Genomic DNA, 16,847 nt, shown 5'->3' with positions numbered 1-16,847 from the left:
CCCCAGTACTGACTGGGGTTACTTTTAGGAATCGTATGAGCGAACAAGCATTCACTTTGAAGCAATCAGGCGTGCGCTGGTTGTGGCTAGCATTGGTTATCTTTCTAGCGGATATCGGTATTAAGCTGTTTGTGATGGATAACATGGGTTATGGTTGGGCGAACCGCATTGAGGTATTGCCTTTCTTTAATCTGCTTTACGTACATAACTACGGTGCTGCATTTAGCTTTCTGAGCGATCAGGCTGGCTGGCAACGTTGGCTGTTTACGGGGATCGCTTTTGCGGTAACCGCTATGCTGACTTACTGGATGAGTAAACTGCCAGCAAAAGAGAAATGGAACAATGTGGCTTATGCCATGATCATCGGTGGTGCGGTGGGTAACGTGTTTGATCGTGTGGTACACGGTTATGTTGTCGATTACCTAGACTTTTTCTGGGGTGACTACCACTGGCCAGCGTTCAATTTGGCAGACAGTACCATTTGTATTGGCGCTGCAATGATTATTCTTGATGGATTTCGTAAAAAAGACGCTGAAAAAAAAGCGTAAGCTGATAATGATCGAATAACCCTAAGCGCTGTCTGTTGATTCAGAGAGCGCTTTTTAATATAACGATGCCTCTATTGAATAGAAGCCGATATCTTCAATAACAAGGAAACACTATTGTGACCACAATTGTCCAGGAATCCGCAGTTACACTGCATTTTACTATCAAGCTTAAAGATGGTTCGGTAGCCGATAGTACACACAACATGGGTAAGCCGGCTAAGCTAGTCATCGGTGATGGTAGCTTGAGTGAAAATTTTGAGCAGTGTCTGTTGGGACTTGAAGTGGGTGAGCAAAAGGCTATTGAACTGAAAGCGGAAGATGCATTCGGTGCGCCTAATCCAGACAATGTGCACTATATGGATCGGGCGAAGTTTGTTGGTGATGCGGAAGTGGAAGTGGGAACAATCATGGCTTTCTCTGGTCCTGATGGTATGGAAATCCCTGGAATCATTACTGAAATTGCCGGTGACTCAGTGACGGTTGATTTTAACCACCCGCTAGCAGGGCAAGATGTGACTTTTGAAGTTGAAATTTTGTCAGTAGAATAGCGACCTGAAGCGATAAGATAATCACTATGAGCAATGAAATGAAAATTCTTTTAGCCAACCCACGCGGTTTCTGTGCTGGTGTTGATCGCGCGATCAGTATTGTTGAGCGTGCATTAGAAATGTACCAGCCACCGATTTATGTTCGTCATGAAGTCGTGCACAACCGATTTGTGGTCGAGGGGCTGAAACAAAGAGGCGCTATCTTTGTGGAAGAACTTCATGAAGTGCCCGATGACAATATTGTGATCTTTTCTGCTCATGGTGTCTCTCAGGCGGTTCGTAAGGAAGCAAAAGAGCGCGATCTGACGGTCTTTGATGCGACTTGCCCATTGGTAACCAAAGTTCATATGGAAGTGGCTCGTGCAAGCCGCCGTCATATGGAAGTGGTTTTGATTGGCCATGCCGGACACCCTGAAGTCGAAGGTACAATGGGTCAGTATGCCAGCGAAGAAGGTGGTATGTACCTAGTTGAGACGCCAGCGGATGTGGTCTCTCTTAAAGAGAAAGTCAAAGATCCGAGTAATCTTCATTACGTCAGTCAGACGACACTGTCTGTAGATGAAACCGCTGATGTCATTACTGAGCTGCGTCGTGTATTCCCTGATATTCAGGGGCCACGTAAGGACGATATCTGTTACGCCACGCAGAATCGTCAGGATGCGGTACGTGAAATGGCAACGGATGTGGATGTTGTGATTGTCGTCGGCTCGAAGAACTCGTCAAACTCGACTCGTTTGAAAGAGCTGGCGGAGAAACTCGGTACACCAGGCTATCTCACCGATTGTTCTGAAGATATTAAGCCTGAATGGTTTGATGGAAAAATCAAGATTGGTGTCACTGCGGGTGCCTCTGCTCCAGAAGAATTGGTGAATCAGATCTTAGAGCGAATTCAAGAACTCGTGGGCACTCGATCAGTAGAAGAAGTATTGGGCCGTGAAGAAAATATGTTTTTTGAAGTTCCAAAAGAGCTACAGATTAAACAAGTCGACTAACCGATAGTCGAATTTAAAAAGGTGGCTAAGCCGCCTTTTTTGTCTCTGGCCTTTGTCAGATAGATATGACTCAGTATAGAGATAAAGAAAAGGGCTCCTAATGGAGCCCTTTACGTTTCTGTAATTATTGCTTATGCAGTCTTGGTCATCGCTTTTGGCTTCTCTTCATCAGCCATATCCAAGTCACCTTTGCCCTTAGAGGTCTTGATGACATAAGTCATCACGCCAAGTGAGAACAAGATACCAGCGATGGTAGAAACGTTCATTGGTAGACCAAAACCTAGTGTGCTGTTATTGAGGATAAAGGTCACGACAACGGTCGTCATAAATACTGCAGGAATTGTGGTGATCCAATGCAGTTTGTTATGGCGAAGCAAGTAAGCTGAAGCCGTCCACAGCATCATGACAGCAGTCGTTTGGTTGGCAAACCCGAAGTAACGCCAGATAACACCGAAGTCGACTTGAGTTAGGATGCCGCCAATCACGAAAAGAGGGACAGCCATCAGTAGACGGTTACGCAGCGTTTTCTGCTCCATATTGAAGTATTCAGCTAGAATCAGACGGCTAGAGCGGAATGCGGTGTCACCTGATGTGATAGGAAGAATAACTACACCCAAGAAAGCAATCACGCCACCAAATACCCCCAGCAGACCAAATGAAGAGCTGTAAACAACGTTACCTGGCCCACCATTTTTCACGGCTTCAGACAGTGCATCAAGGTTGCCGAAGAAAGACAAGGCGATCGCACACCAGATAAGCGCAATCACACCTTCACCAATCATGGCTCCGTAGAAAACGAATCGGCCGTTTTTCTCATTTTCCATACAACGCGCCATCAAAGGTGACTGAGTGGCGTGGAAACCCGAGATAGCACCGCAAGCAATGGTAATAAATAGCGCAGGCCATAGTGGCATGTCATTAGGGTTTAGGTTGGTAAACATATCTGTGACTTGGAAATCACCCATGACGGTGTGCTCGCTTGATAGTGCCACCGCTGTCATCAGGCCAACCGACATAAAGATAAGTAGAGCACCAAACAGTGGGTAAAAGCGACCAATGATTTTGTCGACAGGGACAATCGTGGCAATGATGTAATAGGCAAAGATGGCAATGACCATGGAAGTCATGCTAACAGAAAAGCTTGTCTGGTCATTGATCAGGTTAGTGATCATCCCTGCCGGTGCTGAAACGAATACCACACCGACCAGAAGCAACAGGACAATGGCAAAGATATTCATAAAATGTTTTGCACCATTGCCTAGATAGCGACCAGTAATGGTAGGAACGGAAGCGCCACCGTTGCGCACGGAAAGCATTCCTGAGAAGTAGTCGTGTACTGCGCCAGCGAAAATACAGCCAATGACAATCCACAGCATAGCCGCTGGGCCGTAAAGCGCGCCCATGATTGGACCAAAAATCGGGCCTACGCCTGCGATGTTCAAAAGCTGAACGAGATAGACTTTCTTGGTCGACATAGGGACGTAGTCCACACCGTCCGCTTGGGTATGAGCTGGTGTCTGGCGCTTTTCATTGATGCCGAAGACTCTTTCAACAAAAGCCCCGTAGAGGAAGTATCCGCCTATAAGAGCGGCAACACAGGTTAGAAACCACAACATAGCACTCATTCCTTAGTGATAATTTAATAAGTTCAGCGTCGATATTACGCTTCTGATTAGCAAGGCTCATCCGAATTTGAGTTGAGTGGTCGTATGGCGGTGCCAGTGGTAATTGACACCATTAAGCGGTTTTTAACCAATCTCGGTGGCAAAGTTGGTCATTTAGTGTTTTGATTAAGATAGCTTTAATAAAAACAAGGAAAAACAATGAGAAAACTCATTTTTTTGTTGTTGGTATCTACGTTAGTCGCCTGTGCGGCAAGCCCAGAGCAATTGGCTGAGGAAGGAGACTGGTACGAAATTGGTTATCAAGATGGTGTCCGAGGTCACACTCAGCGTTCTTTTAAAGAGCTAGCCAGCTTAGGCAGTGTTAAACAAGGGGATTATGATCAGGGCTACCTGACAGGAATCCAAGAATACTGCAATCCTAACTTTGCGTATCAGATTGGTTTAACGGGGCAGTATTATGAAGGTGTGTGCGAGGGCACTGAAGAGGCGCAGAAGTTTCGCATGGAGTGGAAGCGTGGCTGGGATGAGCACGCTAATAAGTATTATTGATGAAACAAGGCTTGGTTGAGGCCAAGCCTTGTCTATTTTACTTGTAAGATTTCTAGCTGCTGTGGTTTTCCACTGCCTTTCTGAGAAAGCCCTCTTGACGACTTAACTGTTGTTTTGCGCTGTCGACATCCAGCCCAGTGAGAATCATTAAGATGGCGAGTTTCACGTCATAATCAGTTTGCTCAAGTGTCGTGATGGCTTGTTGCTTATCACAGTCTGTGGCTTGCATGACAATTCGCGCTGCGCGGGCAACCAGCTTTTTATTGGTGGCTTTGACATCCACCATCAGGTTTTCATAACTTTTACCCAAACGAATCATGCTTGCTGTTGTTAGCATGTTGAGTACCAGTTTTTGCGCGGTACCTGACTTCAGTCGTGTTGAGCCAGTCAGCGCTTCAGGGCCAACGACTGGGCTGATGGCGATTTGAGCGACTTCAGCAATGACCGAATCTGGATTGCACGATAACGCCACTGTTGTTGCCCCTATATCATTAGCGTATTCCAGTGCGCCAATAACATAAGGGGTACGTCCGCTGGCCGCAATACCTACCACCACATCTTTCTCGCTAAACTCAATAGATTTGAGATCCGCAACGCCAAGTTCCGGTGAATCTTCAGCGCCCTCTTTGGCTTTGAGGATCGCTTCTGGGCCACCAGCAATCAGTCCGATCACCATTTGATCAGAGACACCAAACGTCGGTGGGCATTCAGAGGCGTCAAGAATTCCCAAGCGCCCACTGGTTCCTGCTCCCATGTATACTAAGCGACCGCCAGATTGAAAGGCTTGAGTGATTTTATCGACAGCCTGAGCAATGTCAGGCAGGACTTTTTCTACCGCGAGAGGAACGAGTTTATCTTGCTGGTTAATTCTTTTAACGATTTCCAGAGAGGGCAGCAAGTCGATATCCATGGTGTCTGGGTTACGACCTTCAGAAACCAGATGTGAAAGCGCTGCGATAAGTGCATCGTTGGTCATAATCGTCCTTATTTAATCGGCAAAGTACATCACACCAAGAGAAGCTTCTTGGCTTGCTCCGGTGACTTCTGGCAAATTGCTTGGCAGGTTGTGAATACGGCGATAAGCAAGCCAAGCAAATGCCATCGCTTCCATATTTTGACTGTCGACACCTTGTGAGTCTGTTGGACTCACACTCCATCCGGGAAGTAAGGCTTTAAGGCGTGCCATTAATAAAGGATTGTTGGCACCGCCACCGCATACTAATAGCTGTGGTTGCTCACCTTGAGTGTATTTGTCGACTTCATGGCTGATAGTTCGTGCAGTGTATTCACACAAGGTACGCTGAACATCCTCAACTGAGCAGTTGTGATGACTGAGAATCGCTTCTAACCATGGTAGGTTAAATAACTCTCGCCCTGTGCTTTTTGGTGCTTTCGCTGCAAGGTATGGCTCCTGGAGTAAGGAGCTGAGTAAATCTGAATCTACATTACCTTGCTGGGCAAACAATGCGTCTTTGTCATACGGGTGACCACGGTGTTTCGCACACCAAGCATCCATTAGCATGTTACCTGGCCCCGTATCGTAGCCAATGACAGGGTGGTCATGACGAAGGACGGAAATATTGGCGATACCACCAATGTTGAGCACCACTGTACTGGCTTCGTTTGATTCAAATAAAGCGCGATGGAAAGCGGGAACCAACGGCGCCCCTTGTCCGCCCAGTGCCATATCTTTGCGTCTGAAATCCGCAATGGTCGTAATGCCGGTTCGTGTTGCAATGATATTGGCATCACCAAGCTGAGTGGTAAACGGAGTTTCTCCAGTTGGCTGATGGAAAACCGTCTGACCGTGATTACCGATCGCGGTAATTTGCTCTTTACTGTGGCCTGTTTTTTCAAGCAAAGCCAATACTGCTTCGGCGTATAAGTGGCCTAGCTGATGGTCGAGCGCCCCAATTTGTTGTAGGTCAGTTTGCTGACCCAGACAAATGTCGAGTACCTGTTGCTTTATTGATGACGGAATCGGGTAATCTTGGTTGTCGATTAACTGAATCTGTCCATTCATGACTTCAATTAGAGCGACATCAATACCGTCCAAACTGGTACCAGACATGATGCCAATATAAAGTTCTTTACTCATTGTAATTTTCCACCTGTTGTCTGGCTAGCAGAGTCGCACCGTCAAGTGCATCGCCTTTAGGAGTGATGAGTCTTGAGGACCATTTGGGGCTGAGATGTTGTTGATAGTATGCGCCCAAACTGCCTAAAAAAGCGATGTCTAGCTTGTTATTATCACAGCACTTTGCCACCAGGCTATCAATATGTTGTTGACCTCTGTTTACGATTGCTGTGCTTACTGGGCAACCTTGTTGCGCGTGGTCCAATACGGCAGGAGCAAGCTGAGCAAAGCGTGAAGCATTGGCCGTGGTTAACCATTGTAAAACCTCTCCCCGTTGGCCACCTAAGTGTTGGGTCAAATAGTCGGTGAGTGGGTGGGAGGTTTCTTGTTCAAGCGCTTCAATGAGTGCTTGAACGGCTTGTTGTCCCAGCCAGGCACCTCCGCCATGATCGCCAATTGGAAACCCCCAGCCGCCATACATCTTACTGTGCCCATCGGCATCCAGTTGTGTGGCGACGCTGCCTGTACCAATGGCAATGCAATTCACGGCCTGACCGTGATTGACGCCCAGCAATGAAATATGTGCATCTGTTGTGACTACGCAATGAGGGTAGATTTGCAATGATTGTTCAAGAGCAAGCTTTGCTTTCGCGTTACCTGCCCCAGCGACACCAATCACAATAGAAACATGACTGGCCGCTAGTTTTACTTGCTGTAAGCAAGCCTCAATCGCTTGATGTAGTTGCTGATGAGCTTGCTCCCCTTGTTGTGTGAGAGATGACGGACCCAGAGTCAAAGTAAAAATCGGGTCCGTCATTAGGGGGTCTATTGACGTTAGACGTAAGGCGGTTTTCGTTCCGCCTCCATCTATAGCGAGTAAGTGCGTAATCATAAGCGAGCCGCTTGTAGTTGCTCTTGTGGCTGTGCTTTGCCACATAGGCAGACCGCAAATGAAACGAAAGTACCGATACACAGCTGGTAAGGAAATGCTAGGCTCAGCCCAACCCAGTCAGGGTTAAGTAAGCCGAATGTGTTATCCCAGACATAAGCTTGAAGTAACAGTGTGGTTAGAAAGCCTGCCACCAGTGCCATGGCAACGGAACGTTCACTGCCTCGGTCAGTAAACAAAGCGGTGAAGTAGACGCCAAGTAATCCTGTGTAGGCAAATACCATCACGCTGAGAGCAAAAGCAAGTAGTGGCATATCTGTGTATTGTTGCCAGTAAAAACACAGGATCCCCATGCTGCCAAGTGCTATGGCTGCGGCTGCCATACCCAATCGGCCAACTTTGACATAATGCGCATCATCTTGTTTGCCATCACGGGCTTCTTTCCAAGGTTTGTAAAGATCTTGAGTGGCGACAGAAGACATTGAATTCAAACCCGAATTTAATGTTGAAAGCGCGGCAGCCACCACACCTACGGTGACTAAGCCACGTAGACCCGCAGGCATCTCATTAAGAACGTAATACATGAAGATGGTGACACTCTCGCCATTGAAGTTCTGTACTACATCTTGCCCTTCTCCTCCCATTAGGTCCGGACGTTGATAGAATACGTACAATAGCAAACCAATGGTCATGAAAATCAGAACAATTGGCAGTGAAAAGATGATCGAATTGATCATGGCCTGTGAGCCCTGCTTGGCATTCTTACAGGTTAACACACGTTGAGTCATATCCTGATCGAGGCCAAACGCACCGATGTTCAATAGCACAAAGCCAGTAATACAGGCCCAGAAGCTAAATGTACCAGCGGGTGAGAAATCGAGGCTGAAATCGAATAAGGTAAGCTTTGAAGCCTGATCCGGCCCCGGTTTGTCTAAGACCTGCATGATCTGACTAAGATCGGCGGGAATTTGTCCAAGCAGGTAAATGATGACAGCCACAGCAGCACCAACGTACACAATCAGCTGAATAAGATCACTCCAAATAACAGAGCGAATCCCCCCCATGTAGGTGTAGGCGAGACCGACAACAACCAATATCACGATGGAAGCAATAACGCTGGCAGGATTAATATTGGTAAACAGGATCATAGAAACGGCAATAGCGGCCATGTACAGGCGAGAGCCAGAAGCAAACACACGCCCGACAAGATACATCAAGCCTGCCCGTTGCTTGGTTCTTTCACCAAAACGAACTTTGAGCAACTCATAAACGGTCGAGACTTTGTTTTGGTAAAAACGAGGAATCAGCACCCAAGCCACAAACAGAGCGCCAAGAATACCGCCGATGTTCGTTGCAAGGTAAGTTAAGTCGCCACGGTAGCTGGAATCTGGCCCACCTAAAAAGGTCGCGGCGGATTGTGAGGTAGCCAGAACAGAGACTGCCACCACCCACATAGGCATACTATTTCCCCCGAGGAAGTAGTCCTTCGTCGAGGTGATTTTGACTCGGCTGAAATGCCAGCCAGTGTAGGCAATGATCGCAAAATATAAGGCGAACACTAACCAGTCTAGAGAGGTAAATAAAGAATTCATCGCAGCTCCATAGCTTGAATCATGTAGGGTATCTATTTATTGTTTTTTAGCAGTATGCTGATATGAATAACTCATTCCTAAATCTATTCTATGGTGGAATAATGACCGCTTTGATTCTATGATCCTGTTCTCAGTTCAAGCGTTACCCTATTCCAAATACGGGTTTAACTTGGAATAACTATTCCCCAGCCACATAGCCCTGAGTAAACTGCAAACCATATAAAAGGAGAGGGAAGATGAAAGGTTTAGCCCGAATTCGAGCATTGCTACCACAATTGTCGCCTGCTGATAACAAGATCGCCCGTTATCTGCTCGAATATCCTCAACAGGTCAAACAGTTTTCTTCTCCAGAGCTAGCCAGAGCAATTGGTGTGAGCCAGTCGACGATAGTTAAGTTCAGTCAAAAGATCGGCTACAGCGGATTTTCCGATTTAAAAGTCCGCCTCTATGAGAGTGAATTGGCGTACCAGCCAAGTTCAAAAAAAGCGATTCATGGCACCATTTCACGCAGTGATAACATGACGTTGGTGATGGCTAAACTCCTTTCAAGCAAGCAGCAATCGCTCGACCGAACCGTTGCTCTCAATGATGAACAAACCATTCAGAGGGCAGCGGGGTATTTGCATCTGGCGGGTAAAATTCAAATCGCTGGAGTAGGGGCTTCTTCGCTGGTGGCAAAGGACTTGAGTTATAAACTGACCAAAATTGGTCATGCCGTCCATTGTGAATACGATACGCATATTCAGGTGGCGAATGCGGCGGCATTGAGTGAAAACGATGTATTGGTGGCGCTGTCTTACTCAGGGCGAAGTCGAGAAGTTTTGAGCATTGCTCAGCTGGCTCGTAGTAAGGGGGCCAAGGTGATTATCATTAGCCAGCTTGCCCCTACACCATTGGACAAATACGCAGACATTAAGCTGATGACCGCCGCAGATGAAGAGCAGATTCGAAGCTCTTCTATTACCGCGCGTGATAGCCAGCTTTTGATGACCGATCTGCTCTTCATTGCTGTGACTCAGCAGGAAGAGAGCGCGGATCAATTAATTGAACAAAGTAAATCCGCCGTAGCGGCTTTAAAACAGTAAGGAATAATTATGGGACCTTTATGGCTTGATGTAGAAGGTTGCGAACTGAGCGCAGAAGATAAAAATATTCTTGAGCATCCAACGGTTGGTGGAGTGATTCTGTTTGCACGAAATTACCACGATAATGAGCAATTATTAGCACTGAATAAGTCGATTCGCCAGGCTGCGAAGCGTCCCATCTTGATTGGCGTTGATCAGGAGGGAGGGCGAGTTCAACGTTTCAAGGAAGGCTTTTCCCTTATCCCTGCGGCGGAATCCTATGCCAAGCAAGCGAATGGAGAAAAGTTGGCTGAGCAAGGTGGCTGGTTGATGGCAGCTGAGTTGATTGCTCATGACATTGATCTAAGCTTTGCTCCGGTACTCGATAAAGGCCATGAGTGTAAGGCGATTGGTAGCCGCTCATTTGGTGAAGACGTCGATACCATCATCCGTCACAGCAATGCCTACATGCGCGGCATGAAAGCGGTGGGCATGGCAACGACAGGTAAACACTTTCCCGGCCATGGTGGTGTGATTGCGGACTCGCATCTGGAAACCCCCTATGATCAGCGAGACACCATTCTCGAACAGGATATGGCGATTTTTAAAGCTCAGATCGAGGCTGGCTTGCTGGATGCCATGATGCCTGCGCATGTGGTGTTCCCTCATTATGACGACCAGCCTGCCAGTGGCTCTGAGTTTTGGCTTAAGAATGTGCTGAGAAAACAATTGGGCTTCAATGGCATTATTTTCTCTGATGACCTGACGATGGAAGGCGCGTCTGTGATGGGTGGCCCTGCCGAGCGTGCGCATCAATCTCTGGCCTCGGGTTGTGACATGGTACTAGTGTGTAATCAGCGTGATGCGCAGATTGAAGTGTTGGATAACCTGCCTGTAATGGAAACACCACAAGCTAGTCAGCTATTGAAGAAACAATCTTTCACTTTGTCTGATCTGCGTAGCAGTGACGAGTGGAAGCAGGCATCCGAAGCCATGAAACGCGTTATTGGATAAGTTGAAAGTAACGAGTGAACAAGAGCCGCAATCGCGGCTCTTTTTAGTGGAAGCCAAGCATCTCTTTGAGGTTTTTCAAATAACGACGGCTAACGGGGATAGGGTGATCACTGACTGTGATGATTTCTGCTAGCCCATTCTCAAGTAATTTGATCTCTTTTATGGCTTTGATGTTGACCAAAAACTGGCGGTGGCAGCGCACTAACGGGGTTTTCTCTTCCAGTACTTTGAGTGTTAGTTGTGAAGTGGCTTTCTGCTCTGCTGTTTGGACGTGCACACCACCGATATCACTGTAGGCAAACTCTACATCTTGAGTTGGAATGATGACAATCCGATTGAGTCCGGTACAGGGTACCTGATCTAAGCTGGTTGGTGTGAGAGCGGAGATTTGTTGTTGAGTATTATGAGTGACAGACCTAAGAAGTCGTTTAATGGTTTTCTCTAACCGACAAGTATCAATGGGCTTTAACAAGTAATCGAATGCGTTGTCTTCGAACGCCTGAATAGCGAACTCATCGTAGGCGGTGACAAACACAACTTTCGGCATGGTGTCTGGATCGAGCATACCTAGTAGTTCAATGCCTGTGATTTGTGGCATCTGTATATCAAGAAACACCACATCGGGCTTAAGTTGATTGATTTTTTTTAAGCCTTCAATAGCATTACTTGCCTGCTCCAAGACGGTGACCTTTCCTGATTCTTCAAGCAGCTCTGTCAGCTCTTCTCGAGCAAATAATTCGTCATCTATGACTAAAGCAGAAAGCATGTTTGTTTCCTAATCGATATTTTTCTCGGGAATGAGGAAGCTCATTCGAGTCAGTTGGTGTGGCGTCACTTCGATACTGATCGATGCTACCGGGCCAAATTTGTTAGTCAGTCTCTTGTCGACGATCTGCATTCCCAGGCCTTGATGATCTGCAGGTGGTGTGTAGATGCCCGCATTATCTTCAACGCATAACCGATAGCCTTGGGGCAACTTCTGGCTGTAAATCCGAATTCTTCCCCCTTCCAGAAGATTTGAAATGCCGTGTTTGATAGCATTTTCCACTAAGGGTTGAAGAGTAAAAGTGGGCAGTTTTCTCTCCAGTAGAGCGGAATCAATGTCAACGTCTACTTCTAACCTGTCGGTAAAGCGCGCTTTTTCTATGGTGAGATAAGCATTAACGTGCGCTAATTCTTCTTTAAGGGTAACCGTTTCTACATTTTGTTTGAGGTTGCTGCGAAAGAAATGTGACAGATGCTGAATCAACTCCCTCGCCTTAGGGGGATCGCGTCGAATCACGGCGCTAATCGTGTTGAGTGCGTTAAATAAAAAGTGTGGGTTGACTTGTGCATGGAGCAGCTTTATTTCAGCTTGGGAAAGTAAGGTACGTTTTTGCTGATAGTCACCAAACAAGATCTGACTGGAAAGTAATTGAGCGATGCCTTCAGCCATGGACATATTAATGGTTGAAAAGAGCTTACGTTTAGGCTCGTACAGCTTAATGGTGCCAATAACCTTGTCACCTGCATGCAAAGGAATAATCAGAGCAGACCCTAGTTTGCAGTTTTTAGACAGGGAACACTGATAAGGTTTGTCTTTGCCATCGAGGTAAATGATGTCATTACGTGCAATGGCGTCTAATGTGCTTTGTGATGAAATAGGGGTTTCAGGTTTGTGATGGTCATCGCCGATACCGACAAAGGCAAGTATCTTCTCATTGTCTGTGATTGAAACCGCCCCTACGTTGGTTTCCTCATACACGATACGCGCAATCTTCTCGGCATTATGGGTATTGAAACCCGAAGCGAGTATACCGACCGAACGCTCAGCAATGTTTAATGCTCGGCGTGAAAAGGTCGCCGAGTACTCTTCAAAGATAGTTTTTCGATCTTGCAGTATGCTCATAAACAGCGCTGCGCCGACTGAGTTTGCGATGATCATTGGTGCTGCAATCGCAGAGACTAATGAATATGCCTGATCAAATGGTTTAGCGACGATCAGAATGATCGCCATCTGGGCTATTTCCGCCACCAAGGTGACCGCAAATACCACGCTTGGGTTAAAGAGTTGGGCACCTTTGCCCCGCCTGAGCAGATAGGTGTGTAATAAGCCACCTATCAAACCTTCTGCGGTGGTCGAGATAGCACAAGCAAGGTCGGTAAAGCCGCCAAGTGAGTAGCGATGCAAACCACCTGTTAACCCGACAAAGAACCCAACCACAGGCCCACCAAATAAACCACCCATCACGGCTCCTATCGCTCGGGTATTGGCAATCGCATCATTGATCTGCAAACCAAAGTACGTCCCCATGACACAAAACAGGGAAAACAGTACGTAGACACTGAGTTTGTGTGTTAGGCGATTAGAGATACTCAGCAATGGCAGGAAAATGGGGGTTTTACTTAGCATATAAGCAAGGACTAAGTAGACACACATCTGCTGAAGTAAGGAAAGAATGAGATCCATGAGTGAAATAATATGCTGGGTTATAGGCTTATTTTAGAAAAGATAAGTGGAAGAAAATATGCTTGAGTCGAAGTTTTTCAACTAACTAGCTCAAATGATAATAATGTAAAGTTAAATTTACAGTATGTTTTTTAATGTGTACACCTTGAAATTTGTTTTTAGGCTGTTATTTTATGTTTATTCGCAGCCCATTAGAGATGTATTTAATTGGGTGTAAAAAAATAAATACAGGTTTGAGTTATGCAAAAAAGTGAGTTGAGCAATATTAATATTAGCGAAGAACAAGTTCTTATTACACCTGAAGAGCTGAAAACTAAGCTGCCTTTGAGCGATAATGCACGTCGCTTCATTCAAGAGTCTCGCCAGACTATCGCCAACATCATTCATAAGAAAGATCACCGTTTGTTGGTGGTCTGTGGCCCTTGTTCAATTCACGATATTGATGCAGCTAAAGAGTACGCGAAGCGACTCAAAGCCTTATCTGAACAGCTCAGTGATCAACTTTACATTGTTATGCGTGTTTACTTTGAAAAGCCACGTACTACGGTGGGCTGGAAAGGCTTAATTAATGACCCGCATCTCGATGGCACTTTCGACATCGAGCACGGCTTGCATGTAGGGCGTCAACTTCTGATCGAGCTTGCTGAAATGGAAATCCCTCTCGCAACAGAAGCGCTGGATCCGATCAGTCCTCAATACCTAGCGGACACATTCAGTTGGGCGGCAATTGGTGCACGTACTACCGAATCTCAGACTCACCGCGAAATGGCGAGCGGCCTTTCGATGCCAATCGGCTTCAAGAACGGTACTGATGGTAGCTTGGCAACAGCCATCAATGCTATGCAGGCTGCGTCATCAAGTCATCGCTTTATGGGTATCAGTCGTGAAGGCCAAGTTGCGCTTCTCACTACCCAAGGCAACCCAAATGGCCACGTGATTCTTCGTGGTGGAAAGCAAACTAACTATGACTCAGTCTCTGTGACTGAGTGTGAGCAGGATATGGCGAAAGCTGGTCTTGATGCCTCTCTGATGGTGGATTGTAGCCATGCTAACTCACGCAAAGATTTTCGCCGCCAGCCTTTGGTCGCAGAGGACGTCATCCATCAAATCCGCGAAGGCAACAAATCGATTATCGGCCTAATGATTGAGAGTCATATTAATGAAGGTAACCAGCCGTCGGATATTCCTCTCAATGATATGCAATATGGCGTATCTATTACCGATGCCTGTATCAATTGGGATACAACTGAGGCACTATTGCGTCACGCACACACAGAGCTGGTCCCATTCTTGGAAGACCGTCTGAAAGGTTAAAAGAGAAGAGTAACAAGGAACATCATGGCCGTTGAATTGAATGAATTGCGTGATCAAATTGACGCAGTAGACAAACAGATTCTGGATTTATTAGCGCAGCGATTGACTTTGGTTGAGAAGGTCGGTGAAGTGAAAAGTGAACACGGCCTGCCGATTTATGCACCAGATCGTGAAGCGGCCATGTTAGCTTCACGTCGTGAAGAAGCGGAGAAGAAAGGTGTACCGCCTCAGTTGATTGAAGACATTCTTCGTCGCACCATGCGTGAATCGTACGCTAGTGAAAAAGATTCTGGTTTTAAGTGCTTAAACCCCGAATTGCGCTCTGTGGTGATTGTGGGTGGTAACGGCCAGTTAGGTGGGCTATTTGGTCGTATGTTCAAATTGTCTGGCTATGATGTCAAAGTGCTGGGTAGTCAGGACTGGGACAAAGCAGATGAAATGTTGGCAGAGGCTGGGTTGGTTGTCGTAACTGTCCCTATTCACCTAACGCAGGGGGTGATTGAAAAGCTGGGTAACCTACCAAAAGATTGTCTTTTGTGTGACTTAACTTCTATTAAGTCTAAGCCTCTTCAAGGCATGTTAAGTGTCCACCAAGGGCCGGTTGTTGGTCTTCACCCAATGTTTGGCCCCGATGTTCCAAGCTTGGCAAAGCAGGTAATTGTGTACTGTGATGGCCGCGGTGAAGAGCATTACCAGTGGCTACTGAAACAGTTCTCTATTTGGGGTGCTAGCTTATGCCAGATTGATGCCTCAGAGCACGATCATGGTATGACTTTGATTCAGGCTCTGCGTCACTTTACGTCTTTTGCTTACGGCCTACACTTGAGCCGTGAAAATCCGAACATTGAGAAGTTGCTGCAGTTAAGCTCCCCCATTTACCGATTAGAGCTGGCGATGGTTGGTCGACTGTTTGGTCAAGACCCTAACCTTTACGGTGATATTATCCTTTCTTCCGATGAAAATATCGAGATGATCAAACGTTTCCATCAATGCTTTGGCGAAGCTCTAAAAGTGCTGGATGGTAAGGATAAGCAGGCGTTTGTTACGAGCTTCAATAAAGTGAGTGAGTGGTTTGGTGACTACTCGCAGCAGTTTATGCATGAAAGCCAGAATCTACTGAAGCAAGCAAATGATTCCATTCATCGTGGCTAACCTATAACTCCTAACCAGATATTGTAAGAGCTGCCCTAGGCAGCTCTTTTTTGTCGATTAATCTACCCTTCATCGGTTCTTTACTGTGTGGACCGACTGCTCCTCATAGGGCTGATGAGTCAGGTTAACCTGCAATCTAACTGTGTTGTTGATTAGCTTAACCAGTGGTGCCCATTTCACTTTCTTTTCTTTTTCAAACAGGTAATTAAAGTTTTCTGGTGTCCAGTCCATCATGTACTGCGGATTGAGTGCACGGCCGAGAAAGCGAACTTCATAGTGCAGGTGTGGGCCAGTTGAGTTACCTGAATTGCCGCAAGCTGCAATCAGATCGCCTTTACTGACGAATTGTCCACTGCGAACTTTAAACTTAGCTAAGTGGGCATAAGAACTCACAAAGCCAAAAGAGTGCCTCAAAGTTAGAAAGTTACCAAAGCCTTTTGTGCTTGGACGAACTGTTTCGACAACACCATCAGCGGGAGCGTAGATGGGTTCTCCACGCTTACAGGTCAAATCGATCCCCGTATGGGTATGACGTTTACCCGTGATAGGGTTAGTTCGTTTACCATAGGAGGAGGAGATACGAAGGTAATCCATTGGCGCGTCGTTGGGAATCATCCGAAACATAGTAGCTCGCACTGCAGAGTCGATAGCCGCGGCATCCAGTCGACTGAGTAGGTTGTTTTCTTCTGCTTGTGTGTCATCAGCTAGACCGAGTACCGATTCTACATCATAAACTCGTTTGCCTAAGGTATGGAGCTGGTCGCGCTTCTCTTCAAGTTCCTGAGATAGGGTGTGAGTTTCATCCACTTGCTGCTGATATTGTTGCTCGGTTTGATGGAGTTGTTTGAGTAATTGAGCCACTTGAGAGCGGGAGGAGCTGTGTTGATACCAGCTGTAATAAGCGATCATCGTACTGAGTCCAAGCACACTGATTGAGCCAATAATAGTAAAAAGAAGGGCTTTTCTTGAAACGTGAAAAAGTTGCTCCCCAGATGACGAGGGGATAGAAATTATGATCTGTTTGGACATACGGC

The 16,847-nt window shown here is 46.5% G+C and carries 16 protein-coding genes; 8 read left to right on the top strand and 8 right to left on the bottom strand.

All coding sequences use genetic code 11. The annotated features are described in order from the left end of the window. The first annotated feature begins 35 nt into the window (after positions 1 to 35). The 3 genes from lspA to ispH all read left to right on the top strand — a co-directional run bounded on the left by lspA (position 36) and on the right by ispH (position 2,088). A complete protein-coding gene (gene lspA / locus L1D31_RS18240) occupies positions 36 to 548 on the top strand; it encodes a signal peptidase II (RefSeq protein WP_239838484.1) in 513 nt (170 codons plus the stop codon). A 116-nt stretch (positions 549 to 664) separates the two neighbouring features. Further along, positions 665 to 1,096 (top strand): FKBP-type peptidyl-prolyl cis-trans isomerase, encoded by a 432-nt coding sequence (gene fkpB, locus L1D31_RS18235; protein WP_239838483.1) that lies wholly within the window; start codon positions 665 to 667, stop codon positions 1,094 to 1,096. A 26-nt stretch (positions 1,097 to 1,122) separates the two neighbouring features. Further along, positions 1,123 to 2,088 (top strand): 4-hydroxy-3-methylbut-2-enyl diphosphate reductase, encoded by a 966-nt coding sequence (gene ispH / locus L1D31_RS18230; RefSeq protein ID WP_239838482.1) that lies wholly within the window; start codon positions 1,123 to 1,125, stop codon positions 2,086 to 2,088. A 131-nt stretch (positions 2,089 to 2,219) separates the two neighbouring features. Here the strand turns inward: ispH and L1D31_RS18225 are convergent, their stop codons facing one another. Next, positions 2,220 to 3,704: a carbon starvation protein A gene (locus L1D31_RS18225; RefSeq protein WP_239838481.1), complete on the bottom strand. Its 1,485-nt coding sequence runs from the start codon at positions 3,702 to 3,704 to the stop codon at positions 2,220 to 2,222. 207 nt (positions 3,705 to 3,911) lie between these two features. Between L1D31_RS18225 and L1D31_RS18220 the strand changes: the two genes are divergently transcribed. Next, a complete protein-coding gene (locus L1D31_RS18220; RefSeq protein WP_239838480.1) occupies positions 3,912 to 4,262 on the top strand; it encodes a DUF2799 domain-containing protein in 351 nt (116 codons plus the stop codon). A 52-nt stretch (positions 4,263 to 4,314) separates the two neighbouring features. On the opposite strand, the gene murQ is transcribed toward L1D31_RS18220, so the two are convergent. Genes murQ through L1D31_RS18200 form a run of 4 tightly spaced genes read right to left on the bottom strand, consistent with a single transcriptional unit; the run spans position 4,315 to position 8,820 of the window. Continuing rightward, on the bottom strand, positions 4,315 to 5,238 hold the full coding sequence (murQ, locus tag L1D31_RS18215; RefSeq protein WP_239838479.1) for an N-acetylmuramic acid 6-phosphate etherase: 924 nt from the start codon (positions 5,236 to 5,238) through the stop codon (positions 4,315 to 4,317). A 12-nt stretch (positions 5,239 to 5,250) separates the two neighbouring features. Next, the gene (locus L1D31_RS18210) at positions 5,251 to 6,360 is read right to left on the bottom strand and encodes an anhydro-N-acetylmuramic acid kinase (RefSeq protein ID WP_239838478.1); all 1,110 of its coding nucleotides are present in this window, start codon (positions 6,358 to 6,360) and stop codon (positions 5,251 to 5,253) included. Continuing rightward, positions 6,353 to 7,231 (bottom strand): BadF/BadG/BcrA/BcrD ATPase family protein, encoded by an 879-nt coding sequence (locus L1D31_RS18205; protein WP_275666172.1) that lies wholly within the window; start codon positions 7,229 to 7,231, stop codon positions 6,353 to 6,355. The genes L1D31_RS18210 and L1D31_RS18205 overlap by 8 nt, the downstream gene beginning before the upstream one ends. Further along, a complete protein-coding gene (locus tag L1D31_RS18200; RefSeq protein WP_239838476.1) occupies positions 7,228 to 8,820 on the bottom strand; it encodes a sodium:solute symporter in 1,593 nt (530 codons plus the stop codon). The genes L1D31_RS18205 and L1D31_RS18200 overlap by 4 nt, the downstream gene beginning before the upstream one ends. Positions 8,821 to 9,056: 236 nt before the next feature. Between L1D31_RS18200 and L1D31_RS18195 the strand changes: the two genes are divergently transcribed. Then, positions 9,057 to 9,905, top strand: a complete 849-nt coding sequence (locus tag L1D31_RS18195) for a MurR/RpiR family transcriptional regulator (protein WP_239838475.1) — start codon at positions 9,057 to 9,059, stop codon at positions 9,903 to 9,905. A 9-nt stretch (positions 9,906 to 9,914) separates the two neighbouring features. Next, positions 9,915 to 10,898: a beta-N-acetylhexosaminidase gene (nagZ, locus tag L1D31_RS18190; protein ID WP_239838474.1), complete on the top strand. Its 984-nt coding sequence runs from the start codon at positions 9,915 to 9,917 to the stop codon at positions 10,896 to 10,898. Positions 10,899 to 10,941: 43 nt separating this feature from the next. On the opposite strand, the gene btsR is transcribed toward nagZ, so the two are convergent. Together btsR and L1D31_RS18180 are read right to left on the bottom strand one after the other, a co-directional pair. Further along, positions 10,942 to 11,664, bottom strand: coding sequence for a two-component system response regulator BtsR (btsR, locus tag L1D31_RS18185; RefSeq protein ID WP_239838473.1), 723 nt, complete (start codon positions 11,662 to 11,664; stop codon positions 10,942 to 10,944). 9 nt (positions 11,665 to 11,673) lie between these two features. Further along, positions 11,674 to 13,347: a sensor histidine kinase gene (locus tag L1D31_RS18180; protein WP_239838472.1), complete on the bottom strand. Its 1,674-nt coding sequence runs from the start codon at positions 13,345 to 13,347 to the stop codon at positions 11,674 to 11,676. A gap of 240 nt (positions 13,348 to 13,587) precedes the next feature. Between L1D31_RS18180 and L1D31_RS18175 the strand changes: the two genes are divergently transcribed. Further along, positions 13,588 to 14,661: a 3-deoxy-7-phosphoheptulonate synthase gene (locus L1D31_RS18175; protein WP_239838471.1), complete on the top strand. Its 1,074-nt coding sequence runs from the start codon at positions 13,588 to 13,590 to the stop codon at positions 14,659 to 14,661. A 24-nt stretch (positions 14,662 to 14,685) separates the two neighbouring features. Next, positions 14,686 to 15,813, top strand: a complete 1,128-nt coding sequence (gene tyrA / locus L1D31_RS18170) for a bifunctional chorismate mutase/prephenate dehydrogenase (RefSeq protein WP_239838470.1) — start codon at positions 14,686 to 14,688, stop codon at positions 15,811 to 15,813. Between the two features lie 69 nt (positions 15,814 to 15,882). On the opposite strand, the gene L1D31_RS18165 is transcribed toward tyrA, so the two are convergent. Then, entirely contained in the window at positions 15,883 to 16,842 is a 960-nt protein-coding gene (locus L1D31_RS18165) for a M23 family metallopeptidase (protein ID WP_239838469.1), read from the bottom strand. Between the last annotated feature and the right edge of the window lie 5 nt (positions 16,843 to 16,847).

The sequence above is a fragment of the Vibrio sp. Isolate23 genome, from assembly GCF_022398095.1.
Classification (GTDB): domain Bacteria; phylum Pseudomonadota; class Gammaproteobacteria; order Enterobacterales; family Vibrionaceae; genus Vibrio; species Vibrio coralliilyticus_A.
This window is presented reverse-complemented; position numbering and strand designations above follow the sequence as displayed.

Excerpts from the sequence above, each read along its gene's own strand:
- L1D31_RS18210 (WP_239838478.1), bottom strand. The coding sequence starts at position 6,360 with ATGAGTAAAGAACTTTATATTGGCATCATGTCTGGTACCAGTTTGGAC.
- btsR (WP_239838473.1), bottom strand. The coding sequence starts at position 11,664 with ATGCTTTCTGCTTTAGTCATAGATGACGAATTATTTGCTCGAGAAGAG.
- murQ (WP_239838479.1), bottom strand. The coding sequence starts at position 5,238 with ATGACCAACGATGCACTTATCGCAGCGCTTTCACATCTGGTTTCTGAA.
- L1D31_RS18180 (WP_239838472.1), bottom strand. The coding sequence starts at position 13,347 with ATGGATCTCATTCTTTCCTTACTTCAGCAGATGTGTGTCTACTTAGTC.
- L1D31_RS18175 (WP_239838471.1), top strand. The coding sequence starts at position 13,588 with ATGCAAAAAAGTGAGTTGAGCAATATTAATATTAGCGAAGAACAAGTT.
- L1D31_RS18225 (WP_239838481.1), bottom strand. The coding sequence starts at position 3,704 with ATGTTGTGGTTTCTAACCTGTGTTGCCGCTCTTATAGGCGGATACTTC.
- L1D31_RS18220 (WP_239838480.1), top strand. The coding sequence starts at position 3,912 with ATGAGAAAACTCATTTTTTTGTTGTTGGTATCTACGTTAGTCGCCTGT.
- ispH (WP_239838482.1), top strand. The coding sequence starts at position 1,123 with ATGAGCAATGAAATGAAAATTCTTTTAGCCAACCCACGCGGTTTCTGT.
- L1D31_RS18200 (WP_239838476.1), bottom strand. The coding sequence starts at position 8,820 with ATGAATTCTTTATTTACCTCTCTAGACTGGTTAGTGTTCGCCTTATAT.
- tyrA (WP_239838470.1), top strand. The coding sequence starts at position 14,686 with ATGGCCGTTGAATTGAATGAATTGCGTGATCAAATTGACGCAGTAGAC.
- L1D31_RS18165 (WP_239838469.1), bottom strand. The coding sequence starts at position 16,842 with ATGTCCAAACAGATCATAATTTCTATCCCCTCGTCATCTGGGGAGCAA.
- lspA (WP_239838484.1), top strand. The coding sequence starts at position 36 with ATGAGCGAACAAGCATTCACTTTGAAGCAATCAGGCGTGCGCTGGTTG.
- L1D31_RS18205 (WP_275666172.1), bottom strand. The coding sequence starts at position 7,231 with ATGATTACGCACTTACTCGCTATAGATGGAGGCGGAACGAAAACCGCC.
- L1D31_RS18195 (WP_239838475.1), top strand. The coding sequence starts at position 9,057 with ATGAAAGGTTTAGCCCGAATTCGAGCATTGCTACCACAATTGTCGCCT.
- nagZ (WP_239838474.1), top strand. The coding sequence starts at position 9,915 with ATGGGACCTTTATGGCTTGATGTAGAAGGTTGCGAACTGAGCGCAGAA.